Source organism: Microbacterium sp. Root180, assembly GCF_001428485.1.
Taxonomy (GTDB): domain Bacteria; phylum Actinomycetota; class Actinomycetes; order Actinomycetales; family Microbacteriaceae; genus Microbacterium.
The window spans coordinates 689,170-715,772 of sequence record NZ_LMHS01000001.1 but is presented as its reverse complement, the minus strand read 5'-3'; the positions used below and the strand labels follow the sequence as shown (position 1 = coordinate 715,772).

Below are 26,603 nucleotides of genomic sequence, written 5' to 3'. Positions count from 1 at the left end.
CGCCGGGGCTCAGTCGCGGCCGCCCGGCGGACCGACGATCAGCAGCACAGCCCGTCCAGGCTCAGTCGCGGCCGCCAGGCGGACCGACGATCAGCAGCACGACATACAGCGCGACCACGGCGACCGCGATGAGCACGGCGAGCAGCCACGCACGACCCAGGAACCATCGCATCAGGCGGTCGTGCCACGCGGCATCCCGCGGGTCGTCCGTCGCCTGCAGGCGCCACGGACCGGCGAGCCGGCCGGAGCGGTGCAGCCAGAGCTCGGTCGGGATCGTCGCGTACGGGATCACCGCGCTCCCGATCGCGACGATCGTCGGCCACGCTCCCCAGCGCTGGTTCTTCGCGACGAGCACCGCCGTCGCGCCGTACGACAGGAACACGAACCCGTGGATGCCGCCGCCGACCGTGACCGCGACGGCGAGGTCGGTGGTCGCCCGCACCACGAGTCCCGCGAGGAGCAGGGTCCACGAGATCGCCTCCGCAACAGCCAGAACTCGGAACAGGTTCAAGGGCGTGCGGAACACGGGTCTCCTTCGGGTGGGGTGCCTCCAGCCTACGTTTGCGGCCGGTGCGGTCCTGACCGCCCGACCCGGTGAAACGGCGGGGAGATTCCGGGTCAGGGCCGCGAGCCCGGCCCGGAAGCGGCCATTTCTCCCCGCGGTTTCACGCGGCGTCGCCGGTACCGTGGGGACGGTGGACTACTCCCCCGCCGCGCTGCGCCGCTGGCCCGATCTCGAAGGCCCCGGACTTCCGGCGTCGGATGCCGCAGACCGGCTGATCCTCGACGAGTCTGCCGATGCACGATCCGGCACGGCAGGCGAAGCGATCTCGGTGATCGGCGACGCGTACGGCGCGCTCGCCCTCGGAGCTGCGGCGGACGGCGGGCGCGGCATCCGGGTGCACCAGGACGCCCTCACCGGCGAGCAGGCCCTCGCGGCGAACGCCGAGCGATTCGGGTTCGGCGACGCGCTGACGTCGCTGCCGCTGACGGCCGACCTCGTGCGCGGCGCGGCGGTCGTGCTGCTGCGGCTCCCGCGCTCGCTGGACGCCCTGCGCGATGTCGCCGGCGTGGTCGCGGCGCACGCCGATCCGGGCGTCGTGGTCTACGCCGGCGGCCGGCTCAAGCACATGACCCTCGCGATGAACGACGTCCTGCGGGAGCACTTCGCCCGGGTCGACGTCACGCACGCGCGACAGAAGTCCCGCGTACTCGTCGCGCGCGGCCCGCACGGCGGCCGTGACCCCGTGCCGCGCCGCGAGACCCACGACGGGCTCATCGTGTGTGCATTCGGCGGCGCTTTCGCCGGCGCGTCCATCGACATCGGCACCCGCTTGCTCCTCGCGCACCTTCCCGAGCCTCCGGCAGGAGCGGATGCCGCGATCGACCTCGCGTGCGGCACCGGCGTCGTCGCCACGACGTTGGCGCTGCGGCATCCGGAGCTCCGCGTGCTCGCCTGCGACCAGTCCGCCGCCGCCGTCGCATCCGCCCGCGCCACAGCGGAGGCGAACGGCGTCGCCGATCGCGTCGAGGTCGTGCGCGACGACGTGCTCGGATCGCGCCCCGACGGGTCGGCCTCCTTCATCGCGCTCAATCCCCCGTTCCACGTGGGGACCGCCGTCAGTGAGAGCGTCGCACCGCGGATGTTCGCCGACGCCGCACGCGTGCTGCGGTCCGGCGGAGAACTGTGGACGGTGTGGAACTCGGCGCTGCGATACCGACCCGCCCTCGAGCGGCTCGTCGGCCCGACGCGTCAGGTCGCGCGCAATGCGAAGTTCACCGTGACGGTGTCGACCCGGCGCTGACGGTGAATCCGGATCACTCCTCGGGCGCGGTCCCGGCGACCGGCGGCGCGAACGAGACCCATGCCTCGTCGGCGCACTGGTAGAACATCGGCGTCGACGTGTCGATGTAGATCTCGTCGCCCTGGCAGGTGGCTTGCGCGGGCTCGCCGGTACCGAGCGAGACCTGGGTGCCGGGATCGCCCTGCTCGCCCTGCGCGCCCTGGTCACCCTGGGATCCGGTGGCGCCGGACGCACCTGTCGCACCGGTGAGGTTCTCCGCAGCGGACTCGCGGATGTTGCCGACGAGCGTCCACTCGCCGTCCTCGAACAGGTACACATCGGCCGTCGCGACGTCGATGTAGACGTCACCGTCGTAGCCCTTGCCCGCTTCGGGGACGCCCGATCCGGCGCGCACGGCCGCACCCGCGGGGAGGATCTCCTCGAGGGCCGCCTCATAGTCCTCGGCGGTTGCCGTCTGCTCGGCGGTCGGCGTGGCCTCGGCCGCTGCCGGCGTCGTATCCACCGATCGCGCCAGCCACGAACCGAGGAACGCGGCGAAGAAGGCAAGGATGACGATCGCGAGACCGAACCAGATCAGGGTTCCGCGGGAGACCGTCGAAGGCGCGGCCGGCGGCTGGGGGCTGGCGGACATGGGCACGACTCCATTCGACCGCTCCCCAGAGCGCTCGGGGGTCGCGCGGAGCGGCGTGACGCTCACTGTAGAGAGCGTCACGCCGCGCGGCCTCACCCCGGGAGGATGATCCCTCGCCGCGACCGGGCCGGCGGCCGGGTGTTGGTATCAGCGCGCGCCGCGCGTGGACCAGAGAGCCCACGCGACCAGCACGGGCTGGAAGAACAGGCGCACGAGCCGCTTGCGGTCGCTGTCGAGGCCGAATCCGTCCCGGCGCTTGACGTACTGCTCGATGTTCCCCGGGAACACGGCCACGAAGAATGCGGCCAGGATCGCCCCGACGCGCCCGCGGGACTCGGGCAGGGCGACGAGCGCAGCTCCGAGCATGACCTCGACGACGCCGGATGCCACGACCACCGCGTCTTCGTCCATCACCTTCGTGGCGAGGGCGGGCACCTGTGCCCGGAACTCCTCTCGAGCCCAGAACAGGTGGCTCACACCGGCGAAGACCATGGCGGCGGCGAGCAGCCAGCGGGCGGCGGTTCTCATCATGGCCCCACGCTCGCAGAGGATGCCGGTTCACGCGAGCGCTTGACACGCCCTACGATCACGCCCATGGACTACGACCGCTGGCAGCGGGTCACCGAGTGGCCCCTCATCATCGCCTCCGCCCTGTTCCTCGTGGCCTACGCGTGGCAGGTGATCGCGGATCTGTCCGGCCCTGCCGATACAGTCGCCGAGGCGGTGATGTGGGTGACGTGGGGCGCGTTCCTCGCGGACTATGTCGCGTGTCTCATGCTCGTTGGACGCGAGCGACGGTGGCGATGGTTCTACACGCATTGGTTCGATTTGTGCGTAGTCGTGCTGCCGATGCTCCGGCCGCTGCGCATCCTGCGGCTGGTCACGCTCCTGACGGTGCTCCAGCGGACCGTGGGCACGGCCATCCGCGGCAAGATCGCGATCTACGTCGCGAGCGCGTCGGCGCTACTCATCTTCGTGGCGGCGCTGGCGGTGCTCGATGCCGAGCGCGGGCAGCCCGGCTCGAACATCGAGACGTTCGGCGAAGCGATGTGGTGGGCATTTGTCACCGGAACGACCGTCGGATACGGCGACTACACCCCCGTGACCACCCTCGGCCGACTGATCGCCGTCGGTCTCATGATCGGAGGCGTGGCGCTGCTGGGTGTGGTGACCGCGACGCTCGCATCCTGGATCGTGGAGCGGGTCGCCGAGCGGGACGCCGAGCAGGAGGCCGCCACCGTCGGCCACATCCGCGCCCTCGAGACTCAGCTGGCGGACATGCAGGGCATGCTGTCTGATGCCCTGGGCCGGGAGCGCTGAACGAGCGCGGGCACACTGTCTCTCGGTGCGAATGCTCCGATCATCGCCGGGTCGCCGGACGTGCCAGCAGATGCCGATTGCGGTGACGGATGAGGTGGCGCAGGTACGGGACGAGTACGAGTCGCTCGGCGAGCAGCCCGAAGACCGGTGAGGCGAGTGTGATCGTGTCGATCATCACGGTGGTCTCGCCGTCGCGCGTGAATGAGTGCTCGTGACGGAAGGATCGGAAGGGTCCGTGAACCTGCTCGTCGACGAATCGGCTGGGTCGGTCGAGGGCGGTGATCTGCGATGTCATGGTGAACCAGATCCCGAAGTGCCGGGCGCGCCATGTCACGGTTTCGTCGAGTCCGATCGACCCAGTGGTGACCCCCGCAATCGCTCGTTCCCGCGAACGGTCCATCGACGCCAGGTGTTCGTCAATACTCAGCGAAACATCGAACAGCTCCTCCACGGGCAGGCTCGTCCGCGTCTCGACAGTGAAGGAACTGCTCACCGTTCGCTCCACGTCAGATCGCGCGTTGGGGTATTACTGAACATGTTCAGAAGTGTAGTACTGTTCGGGCATGAGCGAGAGTCGCAGACCGGTCGCAGTGATCGCCGGGGGGAGCGGATTCATCGGCGCCAAGGTGGCGGAGGCGTTCGCGGCAGACGGGTACGAACTGCGACACATCGGCCGAAGTGCCGGCATCCGGTGGTTCGATCACGATGCGATCAGTCGAGCTGTCGATGGCGCGGATGTCGTGGTCAACTTTGCCGGCAGGTCGGTGAACTGCCGCTACACCGACCAGAACCGACAGGAGATCCTCGACTCGAGACTCTCGACCACGCGTGCCCTGCGAGACGCGATCGAGCGTGCGGAGCGGCCCCCCCGGGTCTGGCTCAACGCGTCGACGGCGACCATCTATCAGCAGTCGACGGATCACCCGAACACGGAAGCAGACGGTGAGATCGGATCAGGATTCTCGGTCGATGTCGCCACCGCCTGGGAGCGGGAGCTGTTCACGGGGTCCCTCCCCGACACGCGACGGGTCGCGCTTCGGATGGCTATCGTGATCGGCGACGGCCCGGCGACGCGGATGCTGCTCACGACGGCCCGGTTCGGACTCGGCGGGACGCAGTACGACGGCTGGTGCCCACCGCACCGTCGCTACCGTGGCGTCGGGGCACATCCGACCGGCCAGCGCACAGCCCCCTGGTACCGCACGGGCGGGCGGCAGAAGTTCAGCTGGGTGCACATCGACGACGTCGTCGCGGCGATCAGATTCATCCGCGACGACGACCGCCTCGTCGGGCCGATCAACATCGCCTCCCCCTCACCGTCGGACAACCGCACGTTGATGCGGACACTGCGCCGAGTGGTCGGTGCGCCGTTCGGGCTCCCCGCCCGACGGTGGATGCTGGAGCTGGGCATGTGGGCACTGCACACCGAATCCGAACTGATCCTCAAGAGTCGGTACGTCCTCCCCGGGATCCTCACCGAAGCCGGTTTCACCTTCGCGCGCACCGACCTGCAAGCGGCACTCACGGACGTCCACCGCAACCGTGCCGCTGAAGCTGCCGATAGTGGAATCACCACCGCGAGGAGCGCCACCCATGTCGTCTGACGAACTTCCTGGCAAGGGCGACCGCACCAGGCTCCGCATCCGGGCAGCCGCTCTCGCGTCGTTTCGAGAGAACGGCTACGACGCGACCACGATCCGAAAGATCGCGAACGAACTCGGGATATCGGTCGGCGCGACGCACTACCACTTCCCGTCGAAGAACCACCTCATCCAGGAGCTCTACCTCGACGTGCAGGAAGCGCACCGCGCCACCGCCGAGCCGCTCCTCGGTCGAGAGGGCCGACTGGTCGACCGTCTGGGCATCGTGTATTCGTCCGGGCTCGACCAGCTCACGCCCTACCACTCGCACGCCGGAGAGTTCCTCTCGGCGGCCGTCTCTCCACGGTCCCCGATCAATCCGCTGTCCACCGAATCCGCCGAGGCCCTCGCCATCGTCCAAGACCTCTTCGCACAAGCGGTAGACGGCGCCAGCGCGACCAGTCTCCCCGACGACATACGAACGCTGCTGCCCCGGGCACTCGTCCTTGCCCACCTGCTGCTCGCCCTGTTCTGGGTCTACGACACCTCCGAAGGGCAACGCCGCACCCGACAGCTCCTCGACCGCGGCCTGAAACTGCTCGGATCCGTCCTGCCCCTTGCGCGACTGCCCATCCTCCGCGGCGCCCTCCGCGACATGCTCACCCTCGTCAGTGATGTACACGCATGACCACCGGCCTGACCCGCCTGACACTTCCCCTCGAAGGAACCATCGAGCGGCGACTGCTGATCAACTACCGCCTCGATACAGCCATCGCCCGCACCCTGATCCCGCCCGGGCTCCGCCCACAACTCGTCGACGGATCCGCCGTCGCAGGAATCTGCCTGATCCGACTGACCCACCTGCGCCCAGGCTGGCTGCCACCGAGCATCGGCTGGCGGTTCGAGAACGCCGCGCACCGCATCGCGGTCGAGTGGGACGAATCGGATGGCCCGCGGACCGGTGTCTACATCCCCGAGCGACACTCCGCGTCCTGGATCCCTGTGGCCATCGGCGGCCGGTTCTTCCCCGGCGTCCACCAACACGCCCGAATCCAGGCACAAGACAGGCCTGAGCACATCTCCGTGCGACTGACAGCGCCTCGCACGGCGGTCGCCGTCGACGTGCGCATCACGGAGGACTGGTCCAGTTCTCTGTTCCCCACCCTTCAGGACGCGTCCGAGTTCTTCCAGCGTGGGAACGTGGGCTGGTCCCCCACGCGCAAGGCGCACGCACTGGAAGGGCTTCAGCTGCATACCCACCGCTGGCACGTCGCCGCCGGCGAGCCACTTCACGTCGCATCCAGCTACTTCGACGCGCTGCCCCGCGGAGCAGCAACCCTCGACAACGTGCTCGTCATGCGCGACATCCCCATCGAATGGACCACGCCCGACACATCAGCGTGTTCGAAGCAACGTCTACGCACCCACTCAGGCGCTGAGATGCCGGTCGATGTCCGCTAGCGGCGAAGACCATGCCCCGCGCTCACGTCACGTCGTCGGGGATCCGCGCTTCGGGGACTCGTTCGAGGCGCGTCCAGCCGCGCCATCCGCGTTCCTCGAGGATCGCCAGCAGTCGTCGGGCTACCGGTGCGGACTCGGTCATGGCTGCGTCCAGGAGGGCGGTGAACGGGTCGGGCCGATCGGCGCCGCCGATCTCCAGCTCACCGCTCTGAATCGCGCGGATGCGGAGGTGCTCGACCATGTCGGCGAGTTCGACGACGCGCGGATCGTCGGGCGACCACTCGGGGGCGGAGCCGAGGAGGCGGTAGAGCCGCGTCATGTCCGGGTCATCGTCCAGCTGGCGGTTCTTCGCGGCGATCACGATCTCGATGCTGGGCCGGTCCTGCGCGGCGAGCAGGATCCAAGAATCCCGCTCGAGTTGGATGTAGCTCTCGCCGACGCCGAGCCCGCGCAGCCGGTCCAGATAGTCCAGGACGCCCTGTGGAAGGGCCAGGTGGTCGCCGGCGGCGAGCTTCGCGATCCGCCGGCGATTGCTCCGCAGGCGTCGGATGTCGGCACTCAGCGCCTGGTCGATCTCCGCGATCGCCCGCGTGAACTCCGCGGGGCCCGCATCGAGGAGTTCCTGCACTCGCGCGAGGGGCACGCCGGCATCCGCGAGCACCCGGATGCGAATCAGCCGCACGACGGCGGCGGCGTCGTAGCTCCGGTAGCCGGAATGGTCGCGTGCGGGCTCGGCGAGCAGCCCGATCTGGTGATAGTGCCGGACCGTGCGCACGGTGACCCCGGCGTACGAGGCCAATTGGCTGATCGTGAGCATGGGCTCCAGGATGCCTCACCCGGCGACGCCGCGGACGGCTTCGGCGATCGTGCGGAAGTCTTTGCGGAGGATCGCGCCGTGGTTGCTCGCGACTTTGGCGTGGATCTCGATGTGCGGGTTGCGTTCGACCACCGCGGGCACGCTGGCGCGGATCCTCTCCTGCCCGTCCCCCGTACTGCCGAACGACGTTCCCGACGCGAGGACGTACCGTGTCGGCACGGTGATCCGATCCATGACCGGACCGAGTTCGCGTTCCCGGGCGAGCCTGCCGACTTCGATGTTGCACTCGGCCATCTCGCCCGCCGTCATGCGCGGCGTGAGTCCGGTCACGCGAAGCGGCACTGTCAGCCAGTGCAGTCGACGGAAGACGGTTCGGATCCCCTGCTCCATGTCGTCGGTGAGCCAGTCGTGCGGCTGCGCCCCGTCGACGAGCACCGCGCCGATCGCGCGGTGCGGATGGCGGCTCGCCCAATGCGCGGCGACGAAAGCGCCGTACGACCACCCCACGGCCAGCGCTCGATCGACACGTCGCGCGTCCAGTACCGCGTCGACATCGCGAACGGCGGCCTCGAACGAGTAGTCCGCCGAGCGTCCGGACGTGCGTCCACGGGCCCTCTCGTCGTACGTGATGTGCCGCCAGCCGGGACCGAGTTCGGCGATCACCCGCCGCCAGTAGCCCTGGGTCGCGAACTGGCCGTTGAGATAGATCACCGGAGTCCCGGAGCCCCCGGAATCGGTGACGGCCAGGGCAGTGTCGTCGACCGGAACCATCCCGGTCCACGTCGAGGCAGAGGTTCGAGTGATGATGGCGTCTCCCCTTCGTTCCTGGATGTGATCCAGCGTGCCGGGTTGACGTTGCGTCAGGGTCAAGCCCTTCGTGCGCGAGCTGCAAGAAGACGGATGCCGCGGCATCCGCCCCTGTCATTTCTTGCCGGTGACCAGCTTCGCGTACGCCTCGTTGGACACCGTGGAGTAGACCACGTTGGCGCCCGCGCCCGCGGCCTGCGCGCCGCGAAGCAGCTCGTTCTCGGACTTGCTGATCTCGCGGATCCGGCCGGTGTCGGGGTTGTAGCGGCCCTTGGCGAGGCCGGCGTCCTTGCGTTGAGCGATGAGGATCATTTCCGTCTCCCTCTCGATGATGATCGGTTTGTGCGGGCGGAGGTCACCGCCTCGGGATGCGCGTGTGCCGTTCTTCCCCAGCCAGTTCTCGAGGTCGAACCAGTCGAACCCTCTCTGGCGCACGCCGTTGAGCCACAGTTCCCCGTGGAGGTGCGGTCCGGTGGAGAGTCCGGAGTTCCCGACGAAGGCGACGATGTCGCCGCACCTGACGCGCGTGCCCACCCGCGGCCCCGCGCCGGGGTCGTCGAGGTGGCACATCATGAACTTCAAGCCGCCGAGGGAGGGCATCGTCAGGGTTCGTGTCCCCGCCGCGCGGGGGCCCCACTGATCGGCGAACGAGATGTAGCCGTCGGCGATCGCCCGGATCGGGGTGCCTCTCCCCTGCGCCCAGTCGAGACCGGTGTGCTTCTTGTACGTGTACCAGTTCCAGTACGGCATCGGGAGGCTGGCGAGCTTACCCATCGGCGGCCTGCTCGGTCATGTCCGGCGTCGCTCCGTATCCGTGGCGGCCGGCCTCGTCGGTCGGTTCACCAGGATCGGGGTCCGGCTCGATGGGCTCGAACGGCTCTTCGTCCGGCTCGATCGGTTCGAATTCGTCCTTCGGGATCGTCATGGATGAGCCTTCCCTCTGTGCGCTGAGATGAGAATGCTGTGCCGACCGATCGCCGGGCTCCCCTCCGGAACCATCGGCGGCGTAGTGGAGGAACGCCTTCGCGCCCCGTTTGATACCGCGCCGGGAACGCCGTCGTGGCGCGCCGGACAGCACGCGCCTCGAGGGGGCCCCCGCCACGATCATCCTCCTGGATCGGCGGCGAGGCCAGAGGTCTCGTCGTGAGGGCACCGCGAACGGCGAGGCCCCCGGTCGATCACCCGAGAGGCGACCGGCCGAGGGCCTTATCGTTGTGCGTGATCCCGCCGTGCCGCGGCCATGCGCGCTCGAAATCGAGCAGGTCTCCAGTCCCCATCGACGACGAGTCTGCTGGGGGTGTTCGACATCGTCGTCAGCCTCGCACGAAAGCGAATATCGAGGTCTTCTGGGAATCTTGAGGAAACATCCGCGGAATCAGCTTGTCCCCCGAATGGGGGACAGGTACCGTTGCCTGCAGCGACGCCGAGCGGGACGCTGGGGAGGTTCTGGGGATCTCGTTCCGCGAGGCTTTCGCACCTGGGTAACACCTACTTGCGGCGAGCTTTCCGCTCGCGCAAAAACAGCCCCCTCGAGCCAGCCAGGCACCAACCAAGCAGCCCGAGGGGACCGGACGGTCGCGACGCCGGGCCTGTTGGGGACAGGTCCGGCTCGCACCCTGGGGTGGTGCGTGCCCTCGAGCGGCAGTTGGGGACGGCCTCGGGCGATGCGACGTCGCGACCACCCTACGATGCCCGGGCGTGGCGGGGCATCAATCCTTGAGGTGAACGAAACAACGCCGCGGAAGGCCGTCCTCGTTCAAGTCATGGAGCGATGATCCGACAGAGCCGAGTGCGTGGCCACCGGGGCGTCAGCGGGCGCCGCGGCGTCGACGGCGGGGCGTGAGCTGGTTCGCGACGGCGAGCACGACGAGCACCACGACGATGAGGAACAGCCAGGGGTTCGCGAGCATCGCCTCCCAGAACGAGCGGAGGGCGTAGGAGGCCCCCTCAAAGAACGCGGCCAGGAACGTCTCGCCCATGTTGTCCATGAGGCGACAGTAGTGGCCATGCGTCACTGCCTCGTGCAGTGGACGGGTTGTCGGCGGTCGCGTCGTCTCGCCTATGCCTCGGCCGGAGGAGGCTCCCGGTCGATCACCCGTGAGGGTGACCGGCCGAGGGCCTTGTCGTTGTGCGTGATCCCGGACAGCGCGGCCCGGGTCACGCGATGTCACGTCACGTCAGAAGTCCCAGTCCTCGTCTTCGGTGGCCTCGGCCTTGCCGATGACGTACGACGAGCCCGAGCCCGAGAAGAAGTCGTGGTTCTCGTCGGCGTTGGGCGACAGGGCCGACAGGATCGCCGGGTTCACGTCGGTCACGGTCGCCGGGAACATCGCCTCGTACCCGAGGTTCATGAGCGCCTTGTTCGCGTTGTAGTGCAGGAACTTCTTGACGTCCTCGGTCAGCCCGACGCTGTCGTAGAGGTCCTGCGTGTACTGCACCTCGTTGTCGTAGAGCTCGTACAGCAGCGAGAACGTGTAGTCCTTGATGTCGTTGCGCGTGGCCTCGTCGACCTTCTCGAGCCCGCGCTGGAACTTGTAGCCGATGTAGTACCCGTGCACCGCCTCGTCACGGATGATGAGGCGGATGAGGTCTGCCGTGTTGGTGAGCTTGGCGCGGCTCGACCAGTGCATCGGCAGGTAGAAGCCCGAGTAGAACAGGAAGCTCTCCAGCAGGGTCGAGGCGACCTTGCGCTTGAGGGGCTCGTCGCCGCGGTAGTACTCCATGACGATCTGAGCCTTCTTCTGAAGGTTCGGGTTCTCGACCGACCAGCGGAACGCCTCGTCGATCTCCTTCGTCGAGCACAGCGTCGAGAAGATCGAGGAGTACGACTTGGCGTGCACCGACTCCATGAACGCGATATTCGTATACACCGCCTCTTCGTGCGGCGTGATCGCGTCGGGGATGAGCGACACGGCGCCGACCGTGCCCTGGATCGTGTCGAGCAGGGTCAGACCCGTGAACACCCGCATCGTCAGCGTCTGCTCCTGGGGCGTCAGCGTGTTCCACGACTGGATGTCGTTGGACAGCGGCACCTTCTCGGGCAGCCAGAAGTTGTTCACGAGGCGGTTCCACACCTCGAGGTCCTTGTCGTCCTGGATGCGGTTCCAGTTGATGGCCTGGACGTGATCCAGGAGCTGGAGCTTTTCAGCCATGGTTCCTTCTATCGGTCGTTGAGCGAGCGAAGCGAGTCGAAACGCAGCGTCACAGCGTGCACGAGACGCACTCGGACATGTCCGTGCCCTCGAGCGCCATCTGACGCAGGCGGATGTAGTAGATCGTCTTGATGCCCTTGCGCCAGGCGTAGATCTGAGCCTTGTTGATGTCGCGCGTGGTCGCGGTGTCCTTGAAGAACAGCGTGAGCGACAGGCCCTGGTCGACGTGCTGGGTCGCGGCGGCGTACGTGTCGATGACCTTCTCGTAGCCGATCTCGTAGGCGTCCTGGTAGTACTCCAAGTTCTCGTTCGTCATGAACGCCGCCGGGTAGTAGACGCGGCCGAGCTTGCCTTCCTTGCGGATCTCGATCTTCGCCGCGATCGGGTGGATCGACGACGTCGAGTTGTTGATGTACGAGATCGAGCCGGTCGGGGGCACCGCCTGCAGGTTCTGGTTGTAGATGCCGTGCTGCTGGATCGAGGCCTTCAGTGCCCGCCAGTCGTCCTGCGTCGGGATGTGGTGACCAGCGAACATCGACGCCACCTTCTCGGTCGCCGGCACCCAGGCCTCGTCGATGTACTTGTCGAAGAACGTCCCCGACGCATAGGTCGAGTCCTCGAACCCGTCGAAGGTCTCGCCGCGTTCGATGGCGATCTTGTTCGACGCCGTGAGGGCGTGGAACAGCACGGAGTAGAAGTAGATGTTCGTGAAGTCGACACCCTCCTCCGAGCCGTAGTGCACGTGCTCGCGAGCGAGGTAGCCGTGCAGGTTCATCTGCCCGAGGCCGATCGCGTGCGAACGGTCGTTGCCGTCCTCGATGGAGCGCACCGAGGCGATGTGACTCTGGTCGCTGACGGCGGAGAGGGCGCGGATGCTGGTGTCCACCGTCTTCGCGAGGTCGCCGCCGTCCATCGCGAGCGCGATGTTGAGCGAGCCCAGGTTGCAGGAGATGTCCTTGCCGATCTGGGCGTACGAGAGGTCCTCGTTGTACGTGGTCGGCGTGTTGACCTGGAGGATCTCGGAGCACAGGTTGGACATGTTGATCCGGCCCTTGATCGGGTTGGCCTTGTTCACCGTGTCCTCGAACATGATGTACGGGTAGCCCGACTCGAACTGGATCTCGGCGAGGGTCTGGAAGAACTCGCGCGCGTTGATCTTCGTCTTCTTGATGCGCGGGTCGTCGACCATCTCGCGGTACTTCTCGGTGACCGAGATGTCGCCGAACGGGACGCCGTAGACCTTCTCGACGTCGTAGGGCGAGAAGAGGTACATGTCCTCGCCGTTCTTGGCGAGTTCGAACGTGATGTCGGGCACGACGACGCCGAGGGAGAGCGTCTTGATGCGGATCTTCTCGTCGGCGTTCTCACGCTTGGTGTCGAGGAACCGCATGATGTCGGGGTGGTGCGCACTGAGGTACACCGCTCCGGCGCCCTGACGCGCGCCGAGCTGGTTGGCGTAGCTGAAGCTGTCTTCGAGCAGTTTCATGACGGGGATGATGCCCGACGACTGGTTCTCGATCTGCTTGATCGGGGCACCCGACTCGCGGATGTTCGAGAGCAGCAGGGCCACGCCGCCGCCGCGCTTGGAGAGCTGCAGCGACGAGTTGATGCCGCGGGAGATCGACTCCATGTTGTCTTCGATGCGCAGCAGGAAGCACGAGACGAGCTCACCGCGCTGCGCCTTGCCCGCGTTGAGGAACGTGGGCGTCGCCGGCTGGAACCGGCCGGAGATGATCTCGTCGACGAGGTTCGTGGCGAGCTTCTCGTCGCCGTCGGCGAGCCCGAGAGCCGTCATCACCACGCGATCCTCGAAGCGCTCGAGGTAGCGCTTGCCGTCGAAGGTCTTCAGCGTGTAGCTCGTGTAGTACTTGAACGCGCCGAGGAAGGTCTCGAAGCGGAACTTCTTGCCGTACGCGAAGTCGTTGAGCTTCTGGATGAAGTCGAACGAGTACTTCGCCAGCACCTCGGGCTCGTAGTACTCCTTCTCGACCAGGTAGTCCAGGCGCTCCTTGAGCGAGTGGAAGAACACCGTGTTCTGGTTGACGTGCTGCAGGAAATACTCCCGTGCCGCACGCTTGTCGGCGTCGAACTGGATCTTCCCGTCGGCGTCGTAGAGGTTGAGCATCGCGTTCAGGGCGTGGTAGTCCATGCCCTCGAAGCGCACCTCGGTCTTGAAGTCCTTCTCTGTCACTGCAGCGTCTGCCATCGTTCCAATCCCTCGCTCACGCGTTCCACGTCTTCAGGCGTGCCGAATACCTCGAGCCGGTACAAGTGCGGCACATGACACTTGCGGCTGATGATGTCGCCGGCGAGGCAGTAGTGCTCGCCGAAGTTGGTGTTGCCCGCGGAGATCACTCCGCGAATCAGGCGCCGGTTGCGCTCGTCGTTGAGGAACCGGATCACCTGCTTGGGTACAGCGCCCTGCTCCTCGCCTCGGCCCTGGCCTCCGCCATAGGTCGGTGTGACGAGGATGAAGGGTTCGTCGACCTGGAGCGGCGGTTCCGTCGAGTGCAGCGGAATCCGCACCGCCCGTGCTCCCACCTTCTCGATGAAGCGTGCCGTGTTGCCCGAGACGCTCGAGAAGTAGACGAGGAGTGGCACGTCTGTCGCGACGCGCTGCGCCACGACAGACATCGGTCAGGCCAGACGCGAGGCGAGCTCGTCGATCTTGTCGGGACGGAAGCCCGACCAGTGGTCTTCATCGGTGATGACGACCGGCGCCGAAAGGTAGCCCAGCGCCTTGACCTGCTCGAGGGCCGAAGGGTCCTCGGAAAGGTCGTGGATCTCGTATTCGATGCCCTTCGAGTCCAGTGCTCGGTAGGTCGCCGTGCACTGCACGCACGCTGGCTTGGTGTAGACGGTGATCGCCATTTTGATCCTGTCTCTCCCCTCACATCTGCTTGATTCTCCGGCAGGCCCCCGCCGGGAGACCAACACTACATGTGGGTACCGACATCCGGTAGCACCACAAGGGCTAGTAGTTACATCTGTGTGATTTTCCACCGCTCTCCCCATGTACAACACAGGTTCTCCACCGTTTCATCCACAGGAGGGCACCTGATTCCGAACCTGGAAAAAGCCTGAATCACGGGGATTTCGGCCGCCCCGATCGAGGCTGTCCACAGGTGGGACGCTACGCGGGGGTTCCGACATCCGATCTGCCTGTGGATGACGCTCTTCGGCGTGTCATCGGCGTGTCGCGGCGTGTCGCACCGACGCCCGGGCGCGTCGCGCGGAACCCGACTGCGGCGACTCGTCCGACGCCCGCGATAACGTTGATCCGTGGCGGGCTACCGGGATCTTCTTCGCACTCCGGGAGTCGGGCGCATCATCGCCGCCCAGCTCACCGCGCGGTTCCCGAACGGCATGACCAGCCTCGCGATCCTGCTGCACATCGAGTTCGTCACGGGTTCGTACGGGTCGGCCGGCCTCGTGCTCGCGGCCGCGTCGATCGGTCAGGCCATCGCCGGCCCCGTCACCAGTCGCTGGATGGGCCGCTGGGGCATGCGCCCGGTGATCACGACCACCATGATCCTGTGCGCGCTCTCGATCACGGCGATCGCGCTGCTCACCCTGCCCGTGCCCGGATACATGGCGCTGGGATTCGTCAGCGGGCTGACGACGCCGCCGATCCAGTCCGCGGCGCGCACGATCTACCCGAAGCTCGTCACCGCGAAGCAGCTCACGCCGCTGTTCTCCCTCGACGCGTCGCTGCAGGAGATCATCTGGATCATCGCCCCCGTCGTCATCACGATCGTCGCGACCCAGGTCGGCACCGTGCCCGCCCTGCTGCTCATCGTCGTCATCCTCCTGGCCGGCGGCGCGTGGTTCGTCCTCTCGCCCGAGGTCGGCCGGGTGCGCATTCCGCGCAGCCGCCGCAGCATCGGCAAGGTGCTGACCAAGGCGCCGGTGCTCCTGGCGACCGTCGTCGGCTTCCTGCTGATCGGCGCGTGCGCGGCGGTCGAGGCCGGCGTCGTGGCGACGTTCGACCACGGCGGACTCGAGGCCGGCATCGTGCTCGCCCTCTTCTCGGTCGGCAGCCTCGCGGGCGGCCTGGCGTTCGGCCACATCCCGATCGGCCCATGGGCGATGGCACGCCGCCTCGCGATCGTGACGGTGGGCCTGGCCCTGACGATCGTGTCGCTCAACGTGTTCTGGCTGGGCGGCACACTCGTCCTGGCCGGCATCGGGATCGCCCCAGCACTGGCGGTGCTCTTCGCGATGACGTCGGCGAGCGTCAAGTTCAGCGACACGGCCGAGGCCTTCGGCTGGGTGGGCACCGGTCAGCTCATCGGCGCGGCGGCGGGCTCGGCGATCGCGGGCTTCCTCATCGACGACATCGGCCCGACGGGCGCCTACATCGCGGCGACCGCCTTCGCCGTGGCGGGACTCCTCGTCGCGATCGCCTTCGTGCGCGGCTTCCCTGACCTGCGCGGGCGCGACGCCAGCCCCATCCCCGACACCGAGCCCGTGCACACGATCACCTGACGGGTCCCCGGCACCGCTCACGCCTCGCCCGGAACCGCCGGCGCCGGCCGCGGGCTCGTCAAACGCCATAGCCGGCCCATAGCCGCCGCATAGCCTGGTGCGGTTGCCTCGTCCCCATGAGAGACGACGACAGCCGCTGGACCGATGCGAACGGCCAGATCATCGACGAGGACCACCGCGGCCTCGTGTACGACATCCGCACCCTCATTGACCGCCGCCGGGCGCTGGGCATCTTCGGTGGCGTCGCCCTCACGAGCCTTCTCGCGGCGTGCGGCGCGAAGAGCGAAGCGGATGCCGCGGCCACGCCGTCGTCTTCCGGCTCCGCATCGGAGAGCGCGACGCCGACACCTTCGGCGAGCGCGACGGCCGAGGCATCCGTCCCCCTCGACGAAGTGCCGGACGAGACCGGAGGACCGTACCCGGGCGATGGGTCGAACGGCGTCAACGTGCTCGACGACTCGGGCATCGTGCGCAGCGACATCCGCTCGAGCTTCGGGTCGTCGACCACTCGTGCGCAGGGTGTCCCGCTGACGATCGCTCTGACGGTGCGCGATGCTGCGACCGGCGCCGCGCTCGCCGGGCGCGGCGTGTACCTGTGGCACTGCGACCGCGAGGGTCGGTACTCGCTGTACAGCCAGGGTGTGGAGAACGAGAACTACCTGCGCGGCGTGCAGGAGACCGACGCGAACGGGACCGTGCGCTTCACGTCGATCTACCCGGCGTGCTACTCCGGACGGTGGCCGCACATCCATTTCGAGGTGTACGAGGATGTCGCGACCGCCGTCGCCTCGGGCCCGATCGTGAAGACGTCGCAGCTGGCGCTGCCCGACGAGACGAACGCCGTGGTGTACGCGACGAGCGGGTACGAGCAGAGCGTGCGCAACGCGGCCCAGATCTCACTGCAGAGCGACAACGTGTTCGGCGACGACGGAGGCATCCACCAGATCGCGACGATGTCGGGCTCGGCGTCCTCCGGCTACACCGCCTCGCTCACCATCGGGGTCTGATCACGCGAAGCACCCACCCGTCGAGCACCGAGACGATGTCGGGATCGACGTCCGGCTACTCCGCCTCGCTCGCCATCGGGGTCTGATCACGCGAAGCGCCCACCCGGCGAGCACAACGTCGGCAGATCGGGCTCCTCACCCACGTCGGCGACCGGAATCGGTCCGACATGGCCGGGATCGCCGACGTTGTGCCCGGTCAGGCAAGCCGGCGCAGCTGCTCCAGGAGCGCGAGCGCGTAGGCATCGGCCGGCTCGGGGTGCTCGAAGACCCGGGCCTCGGCGGCGAGCTCGATCTCCACCTCGAACGAGTCGGGCAGGCGCCGCAGCGCGCGGAAGGAGCGCCCGAGCAATTCGCGGAGCTGGCTCTCGTGCGGCAGCCACAGCGCGTCCTCGAGTGCCACGGAATCCAGCGCCCACTCGGTCGTCCCGTTGAAGGCGAGGATGTGGCCCGTCGGGTACTCGCGCGGCTCGATCGTCATCTCGCTCACCGTGAACACGTCGGCCTCGAACTCGGGCTCGTCCAGCTGGAACCGGTCACCCGAGCGCGGCCGCCACGTGAGGCCGGCGTCTCGCAGGGCGAGGGCGAGGTCGGTCGAGATCATGGGTCCATTGTCCCCGCGGCCGGGACGGCCGGGGCCGGGAAGCCCGGAGCCGAGAGCAGCCGTCGAGAGCCACCATCGAGCGTCGCCGTCGAGAAATGAGGAGACTCGCCGCGCAGCGGTCGCCCCCGAGCCAGGCATCCCGGCGTGTCTCCTCGAATCTCGACGCGCCAGGGGGTCCTGCCGGATCCGTAGCATGGCGGTATGCCTGCTGCCGTGACGCTCCCCCGCCTCTCGTGGGGCGCCCCCGACGCCGACCGCCGCGCCCTGCTCGTCCACGGGCTCGGCTCGAACGCGCCGCTGATGTGGCGCTACGGCATCGCCCTCGCCGATGCGGGCTGGCGCGCCGACGCGGTCGACCTCCGAGGCCACGGCACGGCTCCCCGCACGCTCGACTACAGCCTCGCCGCGTACGGCGCCGACCTCGCCGCCGCCCAGCCTCGCGACGGCGGCTCGTGGGATCTCGTGATCGGACACTCCCTCGGCGGCGCGGCGGCGACGCTCGCGGCGGCATCCGATCCCTCCTGGACGCGGCACCTCATCCTCATCGACCCCGCCCTCTCGCTCACCGACCACGATCGCGACGTCGTCCGCGCCAGCCAGGAGGAGTCGTTCGCCGCCCCCTCCGCGCGGGCGGTGCGCGCGAGCCACCCCCACTGGCACGAGCAGGACGTCGAGCTCAAGGCGCTCTCGGCTCAGCAGGCGAGTCGCTGGGCCGTCGAGCAGACGAGCATCCAGAACCCGGTGTGGGATGTGACGGATGCCGCGGCCGCCCTCGCCGTGCCGACCCACGTGATCGCCTCCGACCCGGAGGTGTACAGCATCTTCGCCGGCAAGCCCGCGGAGGCGGTCGTGCACGCGAACCCGAGGATCACGATGTCGGTCGTGTCCGGCGCCGGGCACTCGCCGCACCGGGACAAGCCCGAGGCGACGATCGAGATCCTGCGGAACGCCCTCGCATGACCGCGTTCGATGCCGCCGCGTTCCTGCCGGACGACCTGCTCGAGCGCATCCGCGACCGGGCTCCGACCCACGATCGCGAGAACACCTTCCCCGACGCCGACCTCGCCGAGCTGCGCGATGCCGGCTACCTCTCGATCCTCGTGCCGAGCGAGCTCGGCGGTGCGGGACTCGGCCTGGCCCAGGCATCGGCGTTGCAGCAGCGACTCGCGGGAGCCGCACCCGCGACCGCCCTCGCCGTGAACATGCATCTGGTGTGGACGGGCGTCGCCAAGGTCCTCGCCGATCGAGGCTTCGACGACCTGCGGTTCGTTCAGGAAGGCGCGGCGGCCGGCGAGATCTTCGCCTTCGGCATAAGTGAGGCGGGCAACGACCTGGTGCTGTTCGGGAGCGGAACGGATGCCGCGCCCCTCCCCGGCGGCGGCTACGCGTTCTCCGGCACGAAGATCTTCACCTCGCTCGCCCCGGTGTGGACGCAGCTCGGGCTTCACGGCCTCGACACGACGTCGCCGGACGCGCCGAAGATGGTCTACGCCTTCGTCCCGCGGACCGAGGAGGCCGCGGGCCGCGTCGTCACGCGCGACGACTGGGACACCCTCGGCATGCGCGGCACGCAGTCGCGCACGACCGAGCTGCGCGGCGCCGTCGCGCCCGCCGATCGCGTCGCACGGCGGATCGATCCGGGCCCGAACCCCGATCCGCTGGTGTTCGGCATCTTCAGCGTGTTCGAGATCCTCCTCGCCTCGGTGTACACCGGAATCGCGCGGCGGGCGCTCGAGGTTGCCGTCGAATCGGCGGGCGCGCGCACCTCGAAGAAGACGGGGCTGGCGTACGACCAGGACCCCGACATCCGCCGGCGCATCGCAGGAATGGCGCTCGCCTACGATGCGCTGCCGCCGCAGCTCGACTCTCTCGCACGCGACGTCGATGGGCTCACCGATCACGGCGGGCGATGGTTCTCGCTGCTCGCGGGCCTCAAGCACCGGGCCGTCGTCACGGCGAAATCCGTGGTCGACGACGCTGTCCTCGTTGCGGGCGGATCGTCGTACTTCGCCTCCCATGAGCTCGGTCGCCTATACCGCGACGTGCTCGCCGGGCTCTTCCACCCGAGCGATCCGGAGTCGGCGCACGCGACGATCGCCACCGCGTGGCTGGGACCGCTCGACGCCTGAGCCCCCGCTCTCACCCCCTGCGCCGCGCACGCGACGATCGCCACCGCGTGGCTGGGACCGCTCGACGCCTGAGCCCCCGCTCTCACCCCCTGCGCCGAGCACGCGACGATCGCCACCGCGTGGCTGGGACCGTCGGAGGCCTGAGCCCCGCCGCAAGCCCCCTGCCGGCACGGGAGGCGCGTGCGAGGATGGCGGGCATGGCGCGCACTCCGACAGCTCTGCTGAGCCCGGCCGACCAGGAGCGGCGCCGCGGCCTGCGGCTCATGAAGGGCGTCGCGCTCGGCGCCCTGGTGGGCATGGCGGTCCTGTTCGCGGTGTCGTTCGCGTTCGAGGCGCAGGTGCGCGCTCTGGCGTATGTGCGCGCGGCGGCGGAGGGCGGCATGGTCGGTGCGCTCGCGGACTGGTTCGCGGTGACGGCACTGTTCCGGCATCCGCTCGGGATCCCCATCCCGCACACGGCGATCATCCCGAACCGCAAGGACGAGATCGGCCGCACGCTGGGTGAGTTCGTCGAGACGGAGTTCCTGCGCAGCGACGTCGTGCGCACGAAGCTCGAGGCGACGGCGATCTCGGCGCGACTCGGCGAGTGGCTGAGTGAACCCGCCCATGCGGAGCGGATCGCGGCCGAGGCCTCCGTCATGGCCTCCGGCGTGCTGCAGGCGCTCAGCGACGACGATGTCCAAGGCATCATCGAGGACCTCGCGCGGGAGCACCTCATCGCGCCGGAGTGGGGACCGCCGCTCGGCGCCTGGCTCGGGCGCATCGTGGAATCGGGCGCCCACCACGGCGCGGTCGACATGGCCGTCGACACCATCGGCGCGTGGCTCGAGGCCAATCGCGTCGCGTTCACGGGCCTCGTCTCGAAGCGGCTGCCGTCGTGGCTTCCGTCGGTGGCGCATCGCCTGGTCGACGACACCGTGTACAACGAGGCCGTGAAGTTCGTCGCCGCCGTCCGCGCCGATCCGGACCACCAGGCGCGCCAGGCGATCGACGGATACCTCGACCGCCTCGCCGACAACCTGCAGCACGACCCGGCCACCATCGGTCGTCTCGAGGACGCGAAGTCGACGGTGTTCGACAGCCCGCGCATCCGCGAACTCGCCGCCGAGGCGTGGAACACCGCGAAGGCCGGGCTGCTGGCCTCGCTCGCCGACCCCGAGAGCGCGCTCCGTCGGCGCGCGGCGACGGCGCTGGCTGAGATCGGCGAGCGGTTGACGACGGATGCCGCCCTCCAGCGTCGCGTGGACTCCTGGGTGACCGACGCCGCCGTCTTCCTCGTCGACCGGTACCGTCACGACATCGCGTCGATCATCACCGACACCGTCGAGCGGTGGGACCCGAACGAGACGACCGAGAAGATCGAGCTCATGGTCGGGCGCGACCTGCAGTACATCCGGCTCAACGGCACGGTCGTCGGCGCCCTGGCTGGTCTCGCGATCTTCTCGATCGCACACGCATTCCTGGGATGAGATCCCGGCGCCCTGGCGGGTCTCGCGATCTTCTCGATCGCACACGCCTTCCTGAGATGAGATGTCGGCGCCCTGGCGGGTCTCGCGATCTTCTCGATCGCACACGCCTTCCTGGGATGAGATCCCGGCGCCCTGGCGGGTCTCGTGATCTTCTCGATCACACACGCCCTCCTGGGCGGAGATCCCGGTGCCATTACGTGACGTCTCACGTCGCGGCGGGTGCCTGGGAGCGGGTCCGGCACTAGCCTGGTGCCGTGGCCGCCGACCAGCTCCTCTTCAGCTACGGGACGCTCCAGAATCCCGATGTCCAGCTCGACACGTTCGGGCGGCTCCTCGCGGCCGAGGACGACGTCCTTCCCGGCTACACGGTCGACTACGCCGAGATCGAGGACATGCGGGTCGTGGACCTGTCAGGCGTATCCGTGCATCCGATCGTGCGCGCGACCGGCAGTGCGCTGGACAAGGTCGTGGGGAAGGCGCTGTGGGTGACAGAGGACGAGCTGGATGCCTCCGACGAGTACGAGGTCGCCCTCTACCGACGTGTCCTGGTAAGGCTCGCGAGCGGTCGAGACGCGTGGGTGTACGTGGCTGTCTGAGCGCTGTCGTTCGCCCGAGCGGCCCAGACCCTCGTGTGTACGCGGCTGCCTGAGCTCCGCGTTCGCGCGAGCGGTCCAGACGCTCGAGTGCTCGCGGCTGTCTGCGCCATCGCCGCGGCTCATCGCTCGCGCGACCGGGCAATCTGTCCGGATTGCGCACGCCGACACCACGACGCGCATGCGTGCGCAACCCCGTGCGAGCCCGGGATCGGAGTAGCTTCGGAACGTGACGCTCTCCCACGATCCCCTGTGGCCACGAGCCGGCGGCTGGCCCGCCCCCGACGCCGACTCGGGCGGCTGGGATGCCGTCCTGCTCGGCGTCCCGGCGTGGCGCACGTCGCTGTCGCCGACCGGCGCGCACGCGACGCCGGCGGCGGTGCGCGAGGCGCTCCGGCGCTTCAGCCCGACGCTGCTCGGCCCGCCGCCGATCGATCTGGCCGAAAGCCTTCGCATTGCCGATGCGGGCGACATCGCCTCGCCCGACGGGCCCGAGGGCGAGGCATCCGTCCGCGCCGCCGTGGCGGAGTTGACGGCGGATGCCGCGCTCGTCGTCGCGCTCGGCGGCGACAACTCCGTGACCTGCCCGGTCGCTCAGGGCGCCGGCGCGACCGGCCTCATCACCCTGGATGCGCACTTCGACCTGCGCGACGGCGTCTCCAACGGCTCTCCGGTGCGCCGGCTCGTTCAGGACGGTCTCGATCCGCGCCGCATCGTGCAGCTCGGCATCGCCGACTTCGCGAACTCCGTCGCGTACGCGCAGCGCGCCGCCGACCTCGGGATCACGGTGGTGAGCCTCGACGAAGTGCGGCGGCGCGGTGCTGCCGACGTCGTCGCCGAGGCCCTCGAGATCGCCGGTGCCGGCGGTGGAGCGATCCACCTCGACATCGATGTCGATGTCTGCGACCGCTCGGTGGCGCCCGGCTGCCCGGCCTCGGTCCCGGGCGGGCTCGCCGCATGGGAGCTCCGCGCGATCGTGCGGGCCGCGGCATCCGATGCGCGTGTCCGCAGCGCCGACATCGTCGAGGTCGACGCCACCGCCGATGCCCCGGACGGGCGCACGGTGCGACTGGCGGCACTGTGCGTGCTCGAGCTGCTCGCCGGGAAGGCCATCGGCTCATGATCCGGCTGGCTCTCGTGCGGCACGCGAAGTCGGACTGGGACGACCCGCTCCTGGACGACCACGATCGTCCGCTGAACGAACGCGGTCGCGCCGATGCCCCGCGCATGGCCCAGTGGTACGCCGAATCGGTGTTCCGCCCCGACGTCATCCTGTCGAGCACCGCGCTGCGCGCCCGTACGACGGCGCATGCGTTCGCCGCGGCGACGGGGGTCGCCGTGACGCTGCAGGAGCGGCTCTACGGCGCCGGGGCCGCACTGCTGCGCACCGCCGCCGTCGAGTCCGGGGTCGACTCGGTGATGATCGTCGCCCACGACCCCGGAATGAGCATGCTCGCCGCGCATCTGTCCGATGACGGGATCGCTCACATGCCGACGTGCGCCGTGGCGACCTTTACGTGGGACGCAGACGACTGGGACGTCGCCACCGCGCTCGACCCCGCCGACTGGACGTTCGACGCACCGCGCTGAGCCAGACTGACGCGCTGAGCCCGACCGCACTGAGCTCCGACGCACCGCACTGAGCTTCAACGCACCGCGCTGAGCACGGGACGACGACCCCGCATCCCACGCCTGCCCGCGCCGCACGTCGACCCGGAGCCGACGCCGCGCGAGATGCACAGCTAGAGCCGCTCGCCGTCCTTCCACACGCCCGCGATCAGGGGCACACCCGGCCGGTAGGCGAGGTGCACGCGAGTCGGCGCGTCGAGCAGGACCAGGTCGGCCCGCATCCCCGGCGCGATCGCTCCTACGTCGTCGCGGCGCAGGGCGCGCGCGCCGCCCGCGGTCGTCGCCCAGACGGCCTCGGAGGGCGTCATGCCCATCTCCCGCACGGCGAGCGCGATCATGAGCGGCATCGAGCTCGTGAAGCTCGACCCGGGGTTGCAGTCGCTCGCCAGGGCGACCGTGACGCCGGCGTCGATCAGCCGGCGCGCGTCGGGGTAGGGCTGGCGGGTCGAGAATTCCACGCCCGGCAGCAGCGTCGCCACCGTGTCCGAGCCGGCGAGCGCCGACACGTCCGCCTCGTCGAGGTACGTGCAGTGGTCGACGGATGCCGCGCCCGCCGCCACCGCGATGCGCACGCCCTCGCCGTGCCCGAGCTGGTTGCCGTGCACGCGCGGCAGCAGCCCGTGCGCGGCTCCGGCCGTCAGGATCCGGCGCGACTCCTCCGGCGTGAAGGCGCCGCGTTCGCAGAACACGTCCACCCAGCGTGCGTGCGGTCGGACTGCCTCGAGCATCGGCCCGACGACGAGGTCGATGTACGCCTCGCGACGGTCGGCGTACTCCGCCGGCACGACGTGCGCGCCGAGGAATGTGACCTCGGTCGTGACCTCGGCCGCCAGCCGTGCGAGGCGCGTCTCGTCCTCGACCGTGAGCCCGTAGCCGGTCTTGATCTCGAAGGTCGTGGTTCCCTGGCCGTAGAGCTCGGCCGTGAATCCCCGCAGGCGAGCCCGCAGCTCTTCGTCGGTCGCCGCCCGAGTCGCCGCGACCGTGCGGCGTATGCCGCCGGCGGCATAGGGCACGCCGGTCATGCGCGCCTCGAACTCGTCCGCGCGATCGCCGCCGAACACGAGGTGGGTGTGGCTGTCGATGAACCCGGGGATCACGGCGCGCCCGGCGGCGTCGACGACGTCGGCCCCGCGCCGCGCGGCGGCTGCGGCCGCGGCATCCGTCATCGCGCCCACCCACGCGATGCGCGAGCCCTCGACAAGGACCGCGGCGTCACGGAGGGTGCCGCACCTGTCCCCGTCGCGCTCGACGTTGGTGGTGAGCTCCCCGATGTTCGTGATCAGCGTGGCCGTCACTGCGTCCGTCCTTCCCTGCCCCGAATTCTCGCCCTCATGTCCCCATCTCCTCCACTCCCAGCGTCGCTTGTGCGCGAAATCGGGAGATCGACGGCGCTCAGGCGTCCAGCATCGGCACCTTGAGGCCGCGCTCGCGCGCAACCTCCTTCGCTCGGTCGTAGCCGGCGTCGACGTGGCGCATGACGCCGGTGCCCGGGTCGTTCGTGAGCACGCGCGCGAGCTTCTCGGCGGCGAGCGGCGTGCCGTCGGCGACGGTCACCTGCCCGGCGTGGATCGAGCGGCCGATGCCGACTCCCCCGCCGTGGTGGATCGACACCCACGCCGCGCCCGACGCGGTGTTGAGCAGCGCGTTGAGCAGCGGCCAGTCGGCGATCGCGTCGGAACCGTCGGCCATCGCCTCGGTCTCGCGGTAGGGCGAGGCGACCGAGCCCGCGTCGAGGTGGTCGCGGCCGATGACGATCGGACCCGACAGTTCGCCCGAGGCGACCATCTCGTTGAACTTCAGCCCGGCGAGGTGGCGCTCCTGGTAGCCCAGCCAGCAGATGCGCGCCGGAAGTCCCTCGAAGTGCACGGCGTCGCTCGCCTTGTCGAGCCAGCGCACGAGCCCCGCGTTGTCGGGGAAGAGCGCCTTGACGGCCTCGTCGGTCTTGCGGATGTCCTCGGGATCGCCCGACAGCGCCACCCAGCGGAACGGACCACGGCCCTCCGCGAACTGCGGCCGGATGTAGGCGGGCACGAAGCCGGGGAACGCGAAGGCGCGGTCGAAGCCGCCCAGCTGCGCCTCGGCGCGGATCGAGTTGCCGTAGTCGAAGACCTCGGCTCCGGCATCCTGGAATCCCACCATCGCCGCCACGTGCTTGGCCATGCTGCCGCGCGCGCGTGCGGTGAAGCCCTCGGGATCGTCGGATGCCGCATCCTTCCAGTCCTCGAACGCGATGCCCACCGGCAAGTAGGCCAGCGGATCGTGGGCGCTGGTCTGGTCGGTCACGATGTCGACCTCGAGGTCTCCGGCCCGGTGGCGCAGGAGCAGATCGCCGAAGACCTCGGCGGCGTTGCCGACGACGCCGACCGAGAGCGCCTCGCCGGCGGCCCTCGCCGCGGCGACGCGGGCGACGGCGGCTTCGAGGTCGGTCGTGTACTCGTCGAGGTAGCCGTGTTCGACCCGGCGCGCGAGCCGCGACTCGTCGACGTCGACGATCAGCACGGTGCCGCCGTTCAGCGTCACCGCGAGGGGCTGCGCGCCGCCCATGCCGCCGGCGCCGCCGGTGAGCGTGAGCGTGCCCGACAGGTCGTCCCGGCCCAGCGACTTCGCGACGGCGGCGAACGTCTCGTACGTGCCCTGCAGGATGCCCTGCGTGCCGATGTAGATCCACGAGCCGGCCGTCATCTGGCCGTACATCGTGAGGCCCAGCTCCTCCAGCTTGCGGAACTCCGGCCACGTCGCCCAGTCCCCCACGAGGTTGGAGTTGGCGATGAGGACGCGCGGAGCCCACTCGTGGGTGCGGAAGACGCCGACCGGCTTGCCCGACTGCACGAGGAGGGTCTCGTCGGGCTCGAGCTCGTCGAGGGTGCGCACGATGGCGTCGTAGGCCTCCCAGCTGCGGGCCGCCTTGCCGGTGCCGCCGTAGACGACGAGGTCTTCGGGGTGCTCGGCCACGTCGGGGTCGAGGTTGTTCATGAGCATGCGCTTGGCGGCTTCGGCGCCCCAGCTCTTGGCGGTCCGCTCGGGGCCGCGCGGGGCGCGGACCGTGCGAGCGTTCGAGGTGGTGGTCATGGTTCTCTCCTTCGAGTCAGTGCTCGCCTCGCCCGGATCAGGAGA

General features: G+C 69.1%; 29 protein-coding genes. 13 read left to right on the top strand and 16 right to left on the bottom strand.

Going from position 1 to position 26,603, the window contains the following annotated elements:
• Positions 1 to 61: 61 nt before the first annotated feature.
• Positions 62 to 526 carry a DUF3817 domain-containing protein gene (locus ASD93_RS03420; protein WP_056118561.1) on the bottom strand — a complete coding sequence of 155 codons (465 nt, stop codon included), beginning with the start codon at positions 524 to 526 and terminating at the stop codon, positions 62 to 64.
• Positions 527 to 695: 169 nt separating this feature from the next.
• On the opposite strand from ASD93_RS03420, the gene ASD93_RS03415 reads away from it, so the two are divergent.
• Positions 696 to 1,805 (top strand): class I SAM-dependent methyltransferase, encoded by a 1,110-nt coding sequence (locus ASD93_RS03415; RefSeq protein ID WP_056118558.1) that lies wholly within the window; start codon positions 696 to 698, stop codon positions 1,803 to 1,805.
• Between the two features lie 13 nt (positions 1,806 to 1,818).
• On the opposite strand, the gene ASD93_RS03410 is transcribed toward ASD93_RS03415, so the two are convergent.
• Positions 1,819 to 2,442: a hypothetical protein gene (locus ASD93_RS03410; protein WP_157536848.1), complete on the bottom strand. Its 624-nt coding sequence runs from the start codon at positions 2,440 to 2,442 to the stop codon at positions 1,819 to 1,821.
• Between the two features lie 141 nt (positions 2,443 to 2,583).
• Entirely contained in the window at positions 2,584 to 2,964 is a 381-nt protein-coding gene (locus ASD93_RS03405) for a hypothetical protein (RefSeq protein WP_056119162.1), read from the bottom strand.
• Between the two features lie 66 nt (positions 2,965 to 3,030).
• On the opposite strand from ASD93_RS03405, the gene ASD93_RS03400 reads away from it, so the two are divergent.
• Positions 3,031 to 3,756 (top strand): potassium channel family protein, encoded by a 726-nt coding sequence (locus tag ASD93_RS03400; protein ID WP_056118553.1) that lies wholly within the window; start codon positions 3,031 to 3,033, stop codon positions 3,754 to 3,756.
• Between the two features lie 40 nt (positions 3,757 to 3,796).
• Here the strand turns inward: ASD93_RS03400 and ASD93_RS03395 are convergent, their stop codons facing one another.
• On the bottom strand, positions 3,797 to 4,249 hold the full coding sequence (locus ASD93_RS03395) for an SRPBCC family protein (protein ID WP_056118550.1): 453 nt from the start codon (positions 4,247 to 4,249) through the stop codon (positions 3,797 to 3,799).
• A gap of 70 nt (positions 4,250 to 4,319) precedes the next feature.
• On the opposite strand from ASD93_RS03395, the gene ASD93_RS03390 reads away from it, so the two are divergent.
• Genes ASD93_RS03390 through ASD93_RS03380 form a run of 3 tightly spaced genes read left to right on the top strand, consistent with a single transcriptional unit; the run spans position 4,320 to position 6,797 of the window.
• On the top strand, positions 4,320 to 5,360 hold the full coding sequence (locus tag ASD93_RS03390) for an epimerase (RefSeq protein WP_056118548.1): 1,041 nt from the start codon (positions 4,320 to 4,322) through the stop codon (positions 5,358 to 5,360).
• Positions 5,350 to 6,024: a TetR/AcrR family transcriptional regulator gene (locus ASD93_RS03385; protein ID WP_056118544.1), complete on the top strand. Its 675-nt coding sequence runs from the start codon at positions 5,350 to 5,352 to the stop codon at positions 6,022 to 6,024. The genes ASD93_RS03390 and ASD93_RS03385 overlap by 11 nt, the downstream gene beginning before the upstream one ends.
• A complete protein-coding gene (locus tag ASD93_RS03380) occupies positions 6,021 to 6,797 on the top strand; it encodes a DUF2071 domain-containing protein (RefSeq protein WP_200950572.1) in 777 nt (258 codons plus the stop codon). The genes ASD93_RS03385 and ASD93_RS03380 overlap by 4 nt, the downstream gene beginning before the upstream one ends.
• Before the next feature lie 22 nt (positions 6,798 to 6,819).
• On the opposite strand, the gene ASD93_RS03375 is transcribed toward ASD93_RS03380, so the two are convergent.
• The 9 genes from ASD93_RS03375 to nrdH all read right to left on the bottom strand — a co-directional run bounded on the left by ASD93_RS03375 (position 6,820) and on the right by nrdH (position 14,444).
• Positions 6,820 to 7,614 (bottom strand): MerR family transcriptional regulator, encoded by a 795-nt coding sequence (locus ASD93_RS03375; protein ID WP_056118541.1) that lies wholly within the window; start codon positions 7,612 to 7,614, stop codon positions 6,820 to 6,822.
• Between the two features lie 15 nt (positions 7,615 to 7,629).
• Positions 7,630 to 8,385 carry an alpha/beta hydrolase gene (locus tag ASD93_RS03370; RefSeq protein WP_056118538.1) on the bottom strand — a complete coding sequence of 252 codons (756 nt, stop codon included), beginning with the start codon at positions 8,383 to 8,385 and terminating at the stop codon, positions 7,630 to 7,632.
• A 150-nt stretch (positions 8,386 to 8,535) separates the two neighbouring features.
• Positions 8,536 to 9,195 (bottom strand): M23 family metallopeptidase, encoded by a 660-nt coding sequence (locus ASD93_RS03365; RefSeq protein ID WP_056118535.1) that lies wholly within the window; start codon positions 9,193 to 9,195, stop codon positions 8,536 to 8,538.
• Positions 9,188 to 9,346, bottom strand: a complete 159-nt coding sequence (locus tag ASD93_RS15850; protein WP_157536847.1) for a hypothetical protein — start codon at positions 9,344 to 9,346, stop codon at positions 9,188 to 9,190. Before ASD93_RS15850 ends, ASD93_RS03365 begins: the two co-directional genes overlap by 8 nt.
• A gap of 883 nt (positions 9,347 to 10,229) precedes the next feature.
• Positions 10,230 to 10,409 (bottom strand): hypothetical protein, encoded by a 180-nt coding sequence (locus ASD93_RS03360; RefSeq protein WP_056118531.1) that lies wholly within the window; start codon positions 10,407 to 10,409, stop codon positions 10,230 to 10,232.
• Positions 10,410 to 10,598: 189 nt separating this feature from the next.
• On the bottom strand, positions 10,599 to 11,573 hold the full coding sequence (gene nrdF, locus ASD93_RS03355; RefSeq protein ID WP_056118528.1) for a class 1b ribonucleoside-diphosphate reductase subunit beta: 975 nt from the start codon (positions 11,571 to 11,573) through the stop codon (positions 10,599 to 10,601).
• 49 nt (positions 11,574 to 11,622) lie between these two features.
• Positions 11,623 to 13,779 (bottom strand): class 1b ribonucleoside-diphosphate reductase subunit alpha, encoded by a 2,157-nt coding sequence (nrdE, locus tag ASD93_RS03350; protein WP_056118525.1) that lies wholly within the window; start codon positions 13,777 to 13,779, stop codon positions 11,623 to 11,625.
• Complete coding sequence (gene nrdI / locus ASD93_RS03345; RefSeq protein WP_082569131.1) at positions 13,761 to 14,207, bottom strand: class Ib ribonucleoside-diphosphate reductase assembly flavoprotein NrdI; 447 nt, start codon at positions 14,205 to 14,207, stop codon at positions 13,761 to 13,763. The genes nrdE and nrdI overlap by 19 nt, the downstream gene beginning before the upstream one ends.
• Positions 14,208 to 14,210: 3 nt before the next feature.
• A complete protein-coding gene (nrdH, locus tag ASD93_RS03340) occupies positions 14,211 to 14,444 on the bottom strand; it encodes a glutaredoxin-like protein NrdH (protein ID WP_056118519.1) in 234 nt (77 codons plus the stop codon).
• Between the two features lie 411 nt (positions 14,445 to 14,855).
• On the opposite strand from nrdH, the gene ASD93_RS03335 reads away from it, so the two are divergent.
• Both ASD93_RS03335 and ASD93_RS03330 read left to right on the top strand, forming a co-directional pair.
• Positions 14,856 to 16,061, top strand: coding sequence for an MFS transporter (locus tag ASD93_RS03335; RefSeq protein WP_056118516.1), 1,206 nt, complete (start codon positions 14,856 to 14,858; stop codon positions 16,059 to 16,061).
• Positions 16,062 to 16,177: 116 nt separating this feature from the next.
• Positions 16,178 to 17,068: an intradiol ring-cleavage dioxygenase gene (locus tag ASD93_RS03330; protein ID WP_056118513.1), complete on the top strand. Its 891-nt coding sequence runs from the start codon at positions 16,178 to 16,180 to the stop codon at positions 17,066 to 17,068.
• Between the two features lie 196 nt (positions 17,069 to 17,264).
• On the opposite strand, the gene ASD93_RS03325 is transcribed toward ASD93_RS03330, so the two are convergent.
• On the bottom strand, positions 17,265 to 17,669 hold the full coding sequence (locus ASD93_RS03325) for a hypothetical protein (protein WP_056118510.1): 405 nt from the start codon (positions 17,667 to 17,669) through the stop codon (positions 17,265 to 17,267).
• Positions 17,670 to 17,870: 201 nt separating this feature from the next.
• Here ASD93_RS03325 and ASD93_RS03320 point away from each other — a divergent pair, with 201 nt between their 5' ends.
• The 6 genes from ASD93_RS03320 (at position 17,871) to ASD93_RS03295 (ending at position 23,450) form a co-directional block, all read left to right on the top strand.
• The gene (locus ASD93_RS03320; RefSeq protein WP_056118507.1) at positions 17,871 to 18,629 is read left to right on the top strand and encodes an alpha/beta fold hydrolase; all 759 of its coding nucleotides are present in this window, start codon (positions 17,871 to 17,873) and stop codon (positions 18,627 to 18,629) included.
• On the top strand, positions 18,626 to 19,798 hold the full coding sequence (locus ASD93_RS03315; protein WP_056118505.1) for an acyl-CoA dehydrogenase family protein: 1,173 nt from the start codon (positions 18,626 to 18,628) through the stop codon (positions 19,796 to 19,798). Before ASD93_RS03320 ends, ASD93_RS03315 begins: the two co-directional genes overlap by 4 nt.
• Positions 19,799 to 19,995: 197 nt before the next feature.
• A complete protein-coding gene (locus tag ASD93_RS03310; protein ID WP_056118502.1) occupies positions 19,996 to 21,267 on the top strand; it encodes a DUF445 domain-containing protein in 1,272 nt (423 codons plus the stop codon).
• Between the two features lie 254 nt (positions 21,268 to 21,521).
• Positions 21,522 to 21,863 carry a gamma-glutamylcyclotransferase family protein gene (locus ASD93_RS03305; protein WP_056118500.1) on the top strand — a complete coding sequence of 114 codons (342 nt, stop codon included), beginning with the start codon at positions 21,522 to 21,524 and terminating at the stop codon, positions 21,861 to 21,863.
• A gap of 226 nt (positions 21,864 to 22,089) precedes the next feature.
• Positions 22,090 to 22,983 carry an agmatinase family protein gene (locus tag ASD93_RS03300; RefSeq protein ID WP_082569130.1) on the top strand — a complete coding sequence of 298 codons (894 nt, stop codon included), beginning with the start codon at positions 22,090 to 22,092 and terminating at the stop codon, positions 22,981 to 22,983.
• A complete protein-coding gene (locus tag ASD93_RS03295; protein WP_056118496.1) occupies positions 22,980 to 23,450 on the top strand; it encodes a SixA phosphatase family protein in 471 nt (156 codons plus the stop codon). The genes ASD93_RS03300 and ASD93_RS03295 overlap by 4 nt, the downstream gene beginning before the upstream one ends.
• Before the next feature lie 152 nt (positions 23,451 to 23,602).
• Here the strand turns inward: ASD93_RS03295 and hutI are convergent, their stop codons facing one another.
• Both hutI and hutU read right to left on the bottom strand, forming a co-directional pair.
• On the bottom strand, positions 23,603 to 24,784 hold the full coding sequence (gene hutI, locus ASD93_RS03290) for an imidazolonepropionase (protein WP_056118493.1): 1,182 nt from the start codon (positions 24,782 to 24,784) through the stop codon (positions 23,603 to 23,605).
• Between the two features lie 97 nt (positions 24,785 to 24,881).
• Positions 24,882 to 26,558, bottom strand: a complete 1,677-nt coding sequence (gene hutU / locus ASD93_RS03285) for a urocanate hydratase (protein ID WP_056118492.1) — start codon at positions 26,556 to 26,558, stop codon at positions 24,882 to 24,884.
• Positions 26,559 to 26,603: the final 45 nt, after the last annotated feature.